This is a genomic window from Leeuwenhoekiella sp. A16, from assembly GCF_047946675.1.
GTDB lineage: Bacteria > Bacteroidota > Bacteroidia > Flavobacteriales > Flavobacteriaceae > Leeuwenhoekiella.
Genome location: NZ_CP172313.1, coordinates 2,889,216 through 2,901,636, shown reverse-complemented (window position 1 = coordinate 2,901,636; position 12,421 = coordinate 2,889,216). Strand labels below are relative to the sequence as shown.

Below are 12,421 nucleotides of genomic sequence, written 5' to 3'. Positions count from 1 at the left end.
GTAGTGTAAGCATTTATAGCTCTCTTATTTTAATAGTTCTATTTTTGAGAACTATTCCTATCTTTGTTTTACATTAGAATTGATGAAACGAATCATTGCTAAAAGTACTTTACGTGAATTTTGGGAGCGTCATGCTGAGTCTGAACAGTACTTAAAAACGTGGTACGATACAGCTAAAAACTCAAATTGGCTTTCACCCAATGATGTAAAACAGACTTATATTAATGCGAGCATTCTAAAAAACAGCAGAGTGGTTTTTAACATTACAGGCAATTCTTACAGGTTGATTGTTAAGTTTAATTATGAAAGACAATGGGCCTTTATAAGATTTGTAGGTACTCATGCTGAATATGATAAAATTGATGCAGAAACTGTTTAAGCAAAATTTATGGAATTAAAACCTATCAAAACAGAAAGCGATTATCAAAACGCTCTAGTACGTTTAGATGTTATTTTTGATGCACCAGTAGGAACTAAAAACGGTGATGAAGCAGAAGTTTTGTCTTTATTGATTGATAATTATGAAAATGAAAATTATCCTATTGAAGCGCCAGACCCTATTGAGGCTATAAAAATAAGAATGGAAGAATTACATATGCGTCAAAAAGATTTGGTAGGCATAATTGGAGGGAAAAGTCGTGTTTCAGAAATCTTAAATAAGAAGAAAAGATTGACTGTAGATATGATCAGGGAATTAGAACGACTTTTACATATTTCGGCTTCAGTGCTTGTAAATGACTACCAACTAGAAAAGGAAATACCAAAAGGTAAAACCGTATAAACGTTTACATGAATCCGGGAAAACTGCAAACCCCAATTGATTATTTAAAAGGTGTAGGCCCTAACCGGGCAAATTTGCTACGCTCAGAATTGAGCATTCATACCTATCAGGACCTGCTTAACCTTTTCCCCAATCGTTATATAGACAAAACACAGTATTACAAAATAAACCAGCTGCAGCCTACTTCTGCAGATGTGCAGATCATTGGTAAGATCACGCATTTAAAAACAGTAGGTGAAAATCGCTCAAAACGACTTGTTGCAACTTTTAAAGATGAAACTGGTGAGATGGAACTTGTGTGGTTTCGGGGTCAAAAATGGATTAGGGAAAGCTTAAAGCTGAATGTTCCATATGTGATTTTTGGCAAGGTTTCAAAGTTTGGACTAATCTATAATATCGCCCATCCTGATATGGAATTGCTGGAAGAGCACGAGAAAAGTTTGCGCACCGCCATGCAGCCGGTATATCCTTCTACCGAAAAATTAAGCAATAAAGGTGTTACCAATCGCGTGGTGAATATTTTGATGCAAAACCTCTTTTTAGAGGTTAAAAACGACATTTTTGAATCACTTTCTCAGCCCATTCTCGAGCAGTTAAAATTGATGCCGAAGGGGGAAGCTTTCTTTAATATTCATTTTCCGAAATCTCAAAATGAACTGGCAAACGCACAATACCGATTAAAATTTGAAGAATTATTTTTTCTTCAGTTGCAACTAATCATCAAAAACCAACTGCATAAAACCAAAATAAAAGGTTATCCTTTTAAAGAAATTGGTGAGAATTTCAACACATTTTATAAAGAGCATCTACCTTTTGAATTAACAGATGCGCAGAAGCGCGTGATTAAAGAAATACGCAATGATCTGGGCAACCCGGCACAGATGAACAGACTGCTGCAAGGTGATGTAGGCTCGGGTAAGACGATTGTAGCGCTTATGTCAATGTTAATCGCTATTGACAACGGTTTTCAGGCTTGTTTAATGGCTCCAACTGAAATTTTGTCAGTACAGCACTATACGGGTTTAGTAGATTTGTGTAAAGAATTAGGAACCAGTATTGAACTGTTAACTGGTTCAACTAAAACTTCAAAAAGAAGAGATATTCATGAACGTTTAGAAAACGGCTCGCTTGATATCTTAATTGGCACTCACGCGCTGCTTGAAGATAAGGTGAAATTTAAAAACCTGGGGCTTGCGGTTATTGATGAGCAGCACCGTTTTGGTGTCGCGCAGCGTAGTAAACTTTGGCACAAAAATGAATATCCGCCGCACGTTTTGATAATGACCGCCACTCCTATACCACGAACTTTGGCGATGAGTGTTTATGGTGATCTGGATATTTCGATCATTGATGAATTGCCGCCGGGGCGAAAACCTATAAAAACGGTTCACAGATTTGACTCTAACCGATTAAAAGTCTTCAGGTTTATTCGGGATGAAATAAAAAAAGGAAGGCAGGTTTATATTGTTTACCCGCTAATTCAGGAAAGCGAGGCTTTAGATTATAAAGATCTCATGGACGGTTACGAAAGTATAAGCCGCGAGTTCCCCATGCCTCAATATCAAATCTCCATTGTTCATGGTAAAATGAAACCAGCCGACAAAGAATTTGAAATGAACCGTTTTGTAAATGGTGAAACACAGATCATGGTCGCTACAACCGTGATTGAAGTAGGTGTGAATGTTCCCAATGCTTCTGTAATGATCATAGAGAGCGCAGAGCGTTTTGGTCTTTCACAATTACATCAATTAAGAGGTCGCGTGGGGCGTGGGGCTGATCAAAGTTATTGTATTCTCATGACCGGGCACAAACTTTCTGAAGACAGTAAAACCCGTTTGCAGACAATGACACGCACTAATGATGGTTTTGAAATTGCAGAAGTTGATCTAAAATTACGCGGCCCCGGAGATATCATGGGTACGCAACAAAGTGGCATTTTAAATCTTAAAATCGCAGATATCGTGCGCGATAACAATATCATGAGTATAGCTCGTGGTTATGCTTCAGAACTTATTAAAAAAGATCCTTCTCTTTCCCTGCCTGAAAACAAGATTATTAAATATACTTATGCCCAAATGATGAAATATAAAAATATATGGAATTATATAAGCTAATAATTGCGTTTTATTCAATTAAATATAATCAACAGAAATTTTAAGTTGTATAATTTGAGAGTAAATAGTTTTTAAGTTAATTTTAACATCAGAAATAATAATTGGCAATATTAATTGATTGCAAATTAAAATTCTCCCCCCAATTTTTGAACTTAAAGCTACTTCTATGAACTCATTTATCAAACTAAAACTGGTCTTTTGCTTTTTATTGATCTATCTCATTACTGCTTCTTTTGGGAGAAAATACAATGTAAAATCTTCTGAGAATCTATACCAAAAATACAAGAAAAAGTCTGTGGAGCGATTATTAGAAAGTATCTCTCACTCACAGGAAAAAATGCTGAGCGTTTCTGTCTAAGCAGATATTTTTTGGTAATCTTTTTTCGCGATAGCCAAAATTTAACTGTTCACAAATCTCATAATAGTTTGTATGAAACAGTTATGCTATTTTTTAAGAATCACCTCTCCCAATATCAGTATTATCTAGTACTAGCACGATATTTTGATCAAAACTCCGATAATTGCCCCTTTTTAGCCGATTTTTAGAATTTATATACTGATTTTCAGACATTTAATTCATTAAATTGATTAACTTTAAATTCCCTCTTTTGTTATTCTAAACACTACCCCTTCATAAAAACCAATTTTAAATTGAACAATTATGAAGACTTTTAGCAAACTTAAACATGTGATAAGCTTTCTGCTTATCTGCTCTCTCACTACCGCATTTGGTCAGGAAAATACAGAAACTTCTTTTAACGATAAACTGTATCAACAGTACAAAGAAAAAGGTGTTGATGCTGCTATTGCTGCGTATCACAAAGAAGCAGATAAGGATGATGAGTACACCGGCATGACAGAGCCGCTCAATCAATTAGGCTATCAAATCCTGATGGAAGGTAAAGATGAAGATGCGGCAGAAAAGGTTTTTCTTGAGCAAATCAAAACTTATCCTAAAGAGGCAAATCCTTTAGATTCTTACGGTGAGTTTCTGATGAACAAAGGGGAAAATGAAAAAGCCACAGAATATTTAAAAAAGTCTGTAGCCGCAATAGAAGCTATGGATGACCCATCTGAAGCTAAAGATATTCTTATCGCTTCAAAGTCTAATCTTGCAAAACTCAATGGTAAAACAGCAGTTTTTGACTTTGTAGATGGAAATTGGAATATGGAAATTTACGACATTGTAGATGGTATTAAAGCGCCTCCTTATAACGGCTCCATGAAATGGTCATACAATGATGACAATACAATTATAACCGGTAAAATGTATGATACTCAAGGTACATACAGAGGTTCTAGAATTATTGCTTACAATGCACTTGATGATGTTTATGATCTGGCTTATGCTAGAAGTGGCGTATATGCAGGCCTACAACCTTCAACACTAACAATCGAAGAAAACAGTGCGCAGAAAGTAGTATTCCTAGAAACCTTTAAAGAAGATGGAAAAGATAAAAAAGCCCGACATGTAATTACAAAAAAAGATAAAATGGTAGACTGGTCTGTTAACGAATTAGATGATAATGAGGCAGAAAATGAAGTTGTTGTAATGAACTTTAAAAAACAGGATTAGAAAAAAATTAAAGAGAATATTTAAAGCGGAAGACATTAAAAACCTTCCGCTTTTTTCTTGTAATAGTTCGTCCCAATTTAATTATGCTAAAAACAATGGTAAAACTATCTTTGCAAACCGAAAAACGAGCAAATGAAGATTTCATACAATTGGCTAAAACAGTTTTTAAATATTGACTGGGAAGCAGAAAAAACCGGTGAATTATTAACAGATCTTGGTCTTGAAGTAGAAGGCATTGAAAATTTTCAAACTGTAAAAGGTGCCTTAGAAGGCATTGTGGTGGGCAACGTGCTTACCTGTGTGCAGCATCCTAATGCAGACAGATTAAAACTTACTACAGTTGATCTGGGTACTGGAGACCCCGTACAAATAGTTTGTGGTGCACACAATGTGGCAGCAGGACAAAAAGTACCAGTTGCTACTGTAGGCACAACTTTATACGACGATAAAGGAGAACCCTGGACCATTAAAAAAGGTAAAATAAGAGGCGAAGTAAGTAATGGGATGATCTGCGCCGAAGATGAACTTGGTCTTGGCGAGAGTCATGAAGGCATACTTGTACTTGATGAAGAGCTTGCACCGGGAACACCTTTAGCATCTGTCTATAAAGTTGAAAATGATAAAGTTTTTGAAATAGGCCTCACACCTAATCGCGCAGATGCCATGAGCCATTTAGGTACTGCTCGCGACCTAAGAGCAGGGTTAATTCAACTAGATATAAATACAGAATTTATAACGCCATCTACAAGTGCTTTTAGAATAGACAACCGCACACAAAAGATGTCTGTAGAAGTTCTTGACAACGAGAGAGCGCCCAGGTATTGCGGTGTTTCAATATCGGGTCTAACTATTAAAGAATCGCCAGATTGGCTTCAAAACAGACTAAAAGCGATAGGAATAACTCCTAAAAATAATGTGGTAGATGTTACCAATTATGTGATGCATGAGCTGGGCCAGCCACTTCACGCTTTTGATATTGCAAAAATTTCCGGAGGACAGATAAATGTAAAAACTGTTGCTGCCGGAACTAAATTTACTACCCTTGACGAGGTAGAACGCGAGCTGCATGAAGAAGATCTTATGATCTGTGATGCAGATAAACCGCTTTGTATAGCAGGAGTCTTTGGCGGCCTCAATAGTGGTGTTTCAGAAAACACAACATCTATATTCCTGGAGAGTGCTTTCTTTGACGCAGTAAGCGTAAGAAAAACTGCAAAACGTCACGGCCTTAATACTGATGCTTCCTTTCGCTTTGAGCGCGGCATAGATCCTAAGATAACAGAATATGCTTTAATGAGAGCCGTTCTTTTAATTCAGGAAACTGCAGGCGGTGAAGTAACCAGTGACATTGTTGATATTTACCCTAAAAAGATCGAGGATCACCAGGTGTTTCTTCACTTTAAAAATGCCAATAAACTCATAGGTGAAAAAATACCCCAGGAGACAATAAAATCAATTCTTTCTTCACTCGAAATAAAAATCAACAACGTCACAGAATCTGGTATAGGGATGACTATTCCCGCTTACCGTAATGATGTGAGACGCGAGGTTGATGTAATTGAAGAAATTCTGCGTGTTTATGGATATAACAATATTCAGTTTACAGAAAAACTCAACGCTTCAATTTCCGGCAGCAGCCGCTTTGAAGATTATAAGGTGCAAAATGTTGTAGGCAATCAATTAGCTGCTTCTGGTTTCTACGAGATCATGGGTAATTCGCTTACAACGCCTGCTTACGCGGAGTTAAGCGAATCTATCAACCCTGATCATAATGTAGAGATTTTAAATCCGTTAAGTAATGATCTTTCGGTCATGCGTCAATCCTTGCTTTTTTCAGGTCTTGAGGCGGTCGCTTTTAACATAAACAGAAGACAAACAGATCTTAAGTTTTTTGAATTCGGCAAAAGCTATCACAACTATTCATCAGACAGAGAAGAAAAAAATCATTTGACGTTGCTGGTTAGCGGCAATAGAAATGCAGAAAGCTGGACTAATGCAGATCAACCAGCCAGCTTCTTCTATTTAAAAGGTGTGGTTGAGACTATTCTAAACCGTTTGGGCTTAAGCGGGTTTAATGCAAAACCCATAAAAGATCAAAATTTTGCAGAAGGTATTCAACTTACTCTGGGTAAAAACCAGTTGGTGCAATTTGGAACCGTTACTAAGAAACTTCTTAAGCATTTTGATATTGATCAGGAAGTGCTTTTTGCAGACTTTAATTGGGATACGATTGTAAGTCTGGCTAAACATAATGACATCTCGTTTAAACCTATTGCAAAATATCCCGCGGTAAGACGTGATTTTGCTCTGTTGTTAGATGAAAATGTAGAGTTTGAAACAGTATATAACCTGGCAAAATCAACCGAAAAACAGCTTTTAAAGGCTATAAATCTCTTTGATGTATATCAAGGCAAGAATTTACCTGAAGGTAAAAAGAGTTATGCCGTAAGCTTTACGCTGCAAGACGAAAACAAAACGCTTACAGATAAGCAAATCGATAAGATCATGAGTAAATTGCAGTACAGGTTTGAGAATGAATTAGGAGCTTCGCTGCGCTAATACTTTAGCATTTGGCCTATTGTTCAGATTGAGGTAAATAGTTAACTTTACGAGTATTAAAAAAAATATGATGCTATTGAAGAGGACTAATATTCATGAAAAGCTACTTCGTGAACGCAGGCGAAATTTAGGTGAAAACCATATTTTAGATGAAGTAAGACGCATACTAAAAGAAGACACAGACAAAGAAGAACGTATACTTGAAACATTACAAAATGCCGAAGGAGATGAAATTGAGAATCTCTTTAATTTTGATCTTTTAGAAGCAGATCGTATTTTTCACAAAAACAATATAAAGACGATCTGCATCAATTACAGATTGCGTTTTTTAGACACTAAATATTTTAAAGGAGATTTTCACGCAGAAACCCTGAGTGAGATTAAATCGCTTGAGAGAGAACATTATTTGAAGCTTGAAGGGTTTAAAATTGTTGCTCCCTCAAAAATGTTTGTGCTACGCAAAACAGATGACCCATTATTATTTGCACCTATGGGTAATGATTATTATTACCTGGTACACAAATGGGGTAATGATCTGCACCCTTTGCGTAAACTTATGATGTGGCCATTTAAGAGTTTCGAGAATCTGGCAGTTTTAGTTTTGCTTACCAGCATTTTAGCAACGCTAATGGTTCCTGACGGCCTATTTACTAAAAAGCAAACAGTAAGTCAGGATGTAATGGTTTTCTTTTTTATGTTTAAATCTATTGCGGCTATCGTTATTTTTTACGGTTTTGCTCTTGGGAAGAATTTTAACACTGCCATATGGCAAAGTAAATATGATAAAGCACAATAAACTTTCATGATAAAAGACTCAAATTATGAGCGCATTTATACAGGCTCTCAAATAAGCGTGAACTATTTAAAAAATCTTCTGGCAGAGAAAGGCATTCACGTTGTAGTGAGAGATGATCATGAGAGTTCGTTGAGAGCAGGTTTTGGTGTAGGCTATACAGATCAGGTTTTGCTATTTGTAGAAAAAGAAAATCTCGTAAGGGCTAAACGCATTACAGAAAAAGCTTTTGATGAAGGCGAAATACCTGATAATGTTCTCGACGAGCAAGCCACAGAAAGTAGACTTGAGCAGGAAGATGATGTAAGTAAATCTACAGACAGACCTTTAATTAAAAAAGATCCTAAACAAGGCAAACGCTCAACAATAAACTTAATATTGAACATTGGTTTAATCATTTATTCAATGTGGAGGTTATTGCCGCTAATTCACGGGGAAACACTCCCAATTTGGCGAATTGCTCTAAGCTCCTTCATTCTTATCTTCTGTACAATATCAGTAGTTAATCACTTTAGAAAATAGAAAAACCGGGTCAAAAACCCGGTTTTTAAGCATTTTAAGCCGATTTTTTAAGCTTCTACTGCGTACATCTTCTCACGTTGCTCTTTTATTTTAGGATCGCTCATATACTCATCAAAGTTTAAGTAACGATCTATAATCCCGTTAGGAGTAAGTTCTATAACGCGGTTACCTACAGTTCTGGCAAACTCATGATCGCTAGTTGTCATGATCACCGTCCCTTTAAAGTTTTTTAAACTGTTGTTAAAAGCAGTAATAGATTCAAGATCTAAGTGATTGGTAGGCTCATCAAGCATCAATACATTTGCTCGCTGCATCATCATTCTGCTTAACATACAACGCACTTTTTCACCTCCTGATAATACGTTTGAAGTTTTAAGCGCTTCTTCTCCAGAAAATATCATCTTACCTAAAAAGCCACGCACAAATACTTCCTCGCGCTCTTCTTCAGTTTTTGCATATTGTCTTAACCAGTCTACCAGCGTCAAATCGTTTTCAAAAAATTTCTGATTATCTACCGGCAAATATGATTGTGTAGTTGTAATACCCCAATCGTATTTACCTTCAAGTGGTTTTTGCTCACCATTTATGATCTGGTAAAAAGCTGTGGTTGCACGGCTGTCTTTAGAAAAAAGAACAACCTTATCACCTTTAGCTAAATTGATATTTGCATTTTGAAATAGCATTTCTCCATCTACAGAAGACGCTAATTTTTCAATATTAAGTATTTGATCGCCTGCCTCACGCTCTCGTTCAAAAATAATAGCAGGATATCTTCTACTTGAAGGTTTTATATCTTCAATGTTAAGCTTCTCTATCATCTTCTTTCTTGAAGTAGCCTGCTTGCTTTTTGCCACGTTGGCACTAAAGCGCATAATAAATTCCTGAAGTTCCTTTTTCTTCTCCTCGGCCTTTTTATTCTGTTGTGAACGTTGACGCGCTGCTAATTGAGAAGACTCATACCAGAAAGTATAGTTACCACTGTAATGCGTGATCTTTCCAAAATCAATATCAGATATATGTGTACACACAGAATCTAAAAAGTGACGGTCATGAGAAACTACTATAACACAGTTCTCATAATTAGCAAGGAAGTTTTCTAACCAATTGATCGTTTCATAATCTAAATCGTTAGTTGGCTCATCCATGATCAAAACATCAGGATTTCCAAATAAAGCCTGCGCCAAAAGAACACGTACCTTTTGCTTGTTATCAAGATCTTTCACCTGCATATAGTGCAGATCTTCCTTAATACCAAGACTTGATAATAGCGCTGCTGCGTCACTGTCTGCATTCCACCCGTTCATTTCTTCAAACTGCACCTGCAGCTCACCAATACGATCTGCATTTTCGTCAGAATAATCAGCATACAGCTGATCCATTTCTTTCTTGATATTATAGAGTGGTTTATTTCCTATTAGTACCGTCTCAAGCACTGTAAATTCATCGTAAGCATAGTGATCCTGCTCAAGAACAGACATGCGTTTACCCGGCTCGAGATGAACGTGGCCAGAAGTAGGTTCTTCTTTACCAGCGATTATTTTTAAGAGTGTAGATTTTCCGGCGCCATTGGCTCCTATTATTCCGTAACAATTACCCTGGGTAAATGAAACGTTTACTTCATCAAACAAAATACGTTTGCCGAACTGAACCGAAAGATTTGAGATTGATAACATAGCTAAATCCTTATTTTTTAAAAGATTTGCAAAAGTATCGAATGTTAGCCAAAGGAAGAAACATTAACTTTTATATTCTATGTTTTAACTAGTAATTAACAGCCTGAAATAGACAACGCACTTACTTTTGAGTTTAAACTTTAACCCTTATCATATCTGATTGAAAAAATTACTCTTTACATGAGACGTTCTGTCTTAGTCTCCGTTTTACTTTTATTTATCCTGATTAGCTGCAATGGCACACACGATAAGTCTACTTCTGGCACGTATATAGGTGGGCAAATTGTAAACCCGGTAAGCAACTCAATCATTCTGCGTAAAGACAATCGAAATATAATCGATCTTCCTCTTAGTCAAAACAATCGCTTCTTCTATAAAATTAACGATTTTAAGCCTGGTTTATATAGCTTTTTTCATAATGAGCGCCAGCTTGTTTATTTAGAAGAAGGCGACAGTCTTATGCTTAGAGTAAATACGATCGAGTTTGATGAATCGCTTACTTTCACGGGTTACGGCGCAGCTCAAAACAATTTCATGCTTAGTCTTTACCTCCTCAATGAGAAAGAGAATGAGTCTATGATGACTGTTTATCAACAAGATCCTTTACTTTTTCAGCAAACGCTTGATTCATTAAGAGACGTGCGCACAGAAGACTGGGAAAATTTTAAAGCAAAACATGAAGTAAGTGAGGGTTTTCAAGGGGTCATAAACGCTATTATAGATTATGATTACTATGCGCGTAAAGAAGTGTATCCGCTTTCAAGATTTGGCTCAGATAAATATGCCTTCCTGCAATCACTACCAGATGACTTTTATGATTACCGCGATGATGTAGATTTTAACCGGGAGAATCTTTTAAGTCTATATTCATACCAGCGCTTTTTAATGAACTACTTCAATCAGGCTGCATTTAAGCAATACGCCGGCACTGAAGATTACAACTCACAATCATTTACACACAATCTGCACAAACTTAGACTTATAGACAGTACGGTTTCTAATGACTCTATAAAAAGTTACTTGTTAACCAGAACTATTAAAGAATATCTGGCAAACAGTAATGATAAAAAAGGAGGCGAAGAGATTTTTGATCTCTATATGAAACACATCCCTTCAAATTTTAATAAAAAGGAGATCGAGAAGCTTTATACCTCAAATCAAAATGTAGAAGCTGGTAAAAAAATGCCAGATGAAATTTTGATAAACATGAAGGGTGAGAAAGTGCATCTTGATAAACTAATTACAAAACCCACGTTTATATTCTTGTGGTCTAAAGATAAAAAGAATCACTCAAGACAGGCTCACCTAATGGCCCAGGAGCTTATAAATAAGTTTCCTGAATATGCCTATATCGCTATTAATATTAATATCGATACGCAGGAGTGGCTACGGATTGCAAAACTCAATGGTTTTAATCCTAAGAATGAGTTTAAGATAAATGATAATTTTGAGGAGATTAAAGATGAGCTCTCTATAAACTCAATCTTTAAAACCTTTATAGTAGATAAGAATGGTACTATACAGAATGCACATGCAAATATGTTTAGTACAGATTTTGAAAACGAATTGTTAGGCTATTTAAATAAATAATGTTTTTGGTTAAACCGAAAAATCCGCTTGATTGCTCAAGCGGATTTTTTATTTGTACTCAGTAAGAACTGATAGTCTTCTTAGTTCCCTTTCTTGTAATCAGCTAAGAATTTCTCTAAACCTGAATCTGTAAGTGGGTGCTTTAATAATCCTTCTATTGAAGAAAGAGGCCCAGTCATAACATCTGCACCTATCTTAGCGCACTCAATAATGTGCATAGAGTGTCTTACTGAAGCTGCTAGGATTTCGGTCTCGTAAGCGTAGTTGTCATATATAATTCTAATATCTGCAATAAGATTTAATCCATCTGTTGAGATATCATCTAAACGACCAATAAAAGGAGAAACATAAGTTGCTCCTGCTTTAGCTGCAAGTAAAGCCTGACCTGCAGAAAATACAAGTGTACAGTTTGTGCGTATACCTTTGTCGCTAAAATATTTTATAGCCTTGACACCTTCTTTGATCATTGGCACCTTTACAACGATCTGCTCGTGTAATTCTGCTAATTCTTCTCCTTCTTTAATTATTTCTTCAAGATCTGTAGAAATAACTTCTGCACTTACATCACCATCTACAATATTGCAGATCTCAACATAATGCTTCAAAATATTATCACGTCCTGTGATGCCTTCTTTCGCCATAAGCGAAGGATTAGTCGTTACACCATCAAGTACACCAAGGTCTTGTGCCTCTCTAATCTGGTCTAGATTAGCCGTATCTATAAAAAATTTCATCTTTTGGTTTTATATTAATCTAAATCGTTCTCGTACAAAAATAACCAATTGATTTAATAATCAACAGGTACTTAACGCT

At 36.2% G+C, this 12,421-nt stretch carries 11 protein-coding genes; 9 read left to right on the top strand and 2 right to left on the bottom strand.

Features of this window, described 5'->3' with window-relative positions:
* Positions 1-82: 82 nt before the first annotated feature.
* From ACH3O9_RS12710 to ACH3O9_RS12675, 8 genes are all read left to right on the top strand, one after another.
* Positions 83-379 (top strand): type II toxin-antitoxin system HigB family toxin, encoded by a 297-nt coding sequence (locus ACH3O9_RS12710; RefSeq protein WP_416441001.1) that lies wholly within the window; start codon positions 83-85, stop codon positions 377-379.
* Positions 380-388: 9 nt separating this feature from the next.
* Positions 389-781: a helix-turn-helix domain-containing protein gene (locus ACH3O9_RS12705; RefSeq protein ID WP_416440999.1), complete on the top strand. Its 393-nt coding sequence runs from the start codon at positions 389-391 to the stop codon at positions 779-781.
* 8 nt (positions 782-789) lie between these two features.
* Entirely contained in the window at positions 790-2,895 is a 2,106-nt protein-coding gene (gene recG / locus ACH3O9_RS12700) for an ATP-dependent DNA helicase RecG (RefSeq protein WP_416440997.1), read from the top strand.
* A gap of 166 nt (positions 2,896-3,061) precedes the next feature.
* Positions 3,062-3,253 (top strand): hypothetical protein, encoded by a 192-nt coding sequence (locus tag ACH3O9_RS12695; protein WP_416440995.1) that lies wholly within the window; start codon positions 3,062-3,064, stop codon positions 3,251-3,253.
* A 303-nt stretch (positions 3,254-3,556) separates the two neighbouring features.
* Positions 3,557-4,471: a tetratricopeptide repeat protein gene (locus tag ACH3O9_RS12690; RefSeq protein WP_416440993.1), complete on the top strand. Its 915-nt coding sequence runs from the start codon at positions 3,557-3,559 to the stop codon at positions 4,469-4,471.
* A gap of 132 nt (positions 4,472-4,603) precedes the next feature.
* Complete coding sequence (gene pheT, locus ACH3O9_RS12685; RefSeq protein WP_416440991.1) at positions 4,604-7,030, top strand: phenylalanine--tRNA ligase subunit beta; 2,427 nt, start codon at positions 4,604-4,606, stop codon at positions 7,028-7,030.
* A gap of 67 nt (positions 7,031-7,097) precedes the next feature.
* Positions 7,098-7,826, top strand: coding sequence for a hypothetical protein (locus ACH3O9_RS12680; RefSeq protein WP_416440989.1), 729 nt, complete (start codon positions 7,098-7,100; stop codon positions 7,824-7,826).
* 6 nt (positions 7,827-7,832) lie between these two features.
* A complete protein-coding gene (locus ACH3O9_RS12675) occupies positions 7,833-8,345 on the top strand; it encodes a DUF2007 domain-containing protein (RefSeq protein ID WP_416440987.1) in 513 nt (170 codons plus the stop codon).
* 47 nt (positions 8,346-8,392) lie between these two features.
* Here ACH3O9_RS12675 and ACH3O9_RS12670 read toward each other — a convergent pair whose 3' ends face one another.
* Positions 8,393-10,018 carry an ABC-F family ATP-binding cassette domain-containing protein gene (locus ACH3O9_RS12670; protein WP_416440985.1) on the bottom strand — a complete coding sequence of 542 codons (1,626 nt, stop codon included), beginning with the start codon at positions 10,016-10,018 and terminating at the stop codon, positions 8,393-8,395.
* Positions 10,019-10,198: 180 nt separating this feature from the next.
* Between ACH3O9_RS12670 and ACH3O9_RS12665 the strand changes: the two genes are divergently transcribed.
* Positions 10,199-11,608 carry a TlpA family protein disulfide reductase gene (locus tag ACH3O9_RS12665; RefSeq protein WP_416440983.1) on the top strand — a complete coding sequence of 470 codons (1,410 nt, stop codon included), beginning with the start codon at positions 10,199-10,201 and terminating at the stop codon, positions 11,606-11,608.
* Between the two features lie 80 nt (positions 11,609-11,688).
* Here the strand turns inward: ACH3O9_RS12665 and fsa are convergent, their stop codons facing one another.
* Positions 11,689-12,342 carry a fructose-6-phosphate aldolase gene (gene fsa, locus ACH3O9_RS12660; protein WP_416440981.1) on the bottom strand — a complete coding sequence of 218 codons (654 nt, stop codon included), beginning with the start codon at positions 12,340-12,342 and terminating at the stop codon, positions 11,689-11,691.
* Positions 12,343-12,421: the final 79 nt, after the last annotated feature.

Coding starts and splice junctions, on each gene's coding strand:
- ACH3O9_RS12695 (WP_416440995.1), top strand. CDS start 3,062: ATGAACTCATTTATCAAACTAAAACTGGTCTTTTGCTTTTTATTGATC.
- ACH3O9_RS12705 (WP_416440999.1), top strand. CDS start 389: ATGGAATTAAAACCTATCAAAACAGAAAGCGATTATCAAAACGCTCTA.
- ACH3O9_RS12670 (WP_416440985.1), bottom strand. CDS start 10,018: ATGTTATCAATCTCAAATCTTTCGGTTCAGTTCGGCAAACGTATTTTG.
- ACH3O9_RS12675 (WP_416440987.1), top strand. CDS start 7,833: ATGATAAAAGACTCAAATTATGAGCGCATTTATACAGGCTCTCAAATA.
- ACH3O9_RS12680 (WP_416440989.1), top strand. CDS start 7,098: ATGATGCTATTGAAGAGGACTAATATTCATGAAAAGCTACTTCGTGAA.
- ACH3O9_RS12690 (WP_416440993.1), top strand. CDS start 3,557: ATGAAGACTTTTAGCAAACTTAAACATGTGATAAGCTTTCTGCTTATC.
- fsa (WP_416440981.1), bottom strand. CDS start 12,342: ATGAAATTTTTTATAGATACGGCTAATCTAGACCAGATTAGAGAGGCA.
- ACH3O9_RS12665 (WP_416440983.1), top strand. CDS start 10,199: ATGAGACGTTCTGTCTTAGTCTCCGTTTTACTTTTATTTATCCTGATT.
- pheT (WP_416440991.1), top strand. CDS start 4,604: ATGAAGATTTCATACAATTGGCTAAAACAGTTTTTAAATATTGACTGG.
- ACH3O9_RS12710 (WP_416441001.1), top strand. CDS start 83: ATGAAACGAATCATTGCTAAAAGTACTTTACGTGAATTTTGGGAGCGT.
- recG (WP_416440997.1), top strand. CDS start 790: ATGAATCCGGGAAAACTGCAAACCCCAATTGATTATTTAAAAGGTGTA.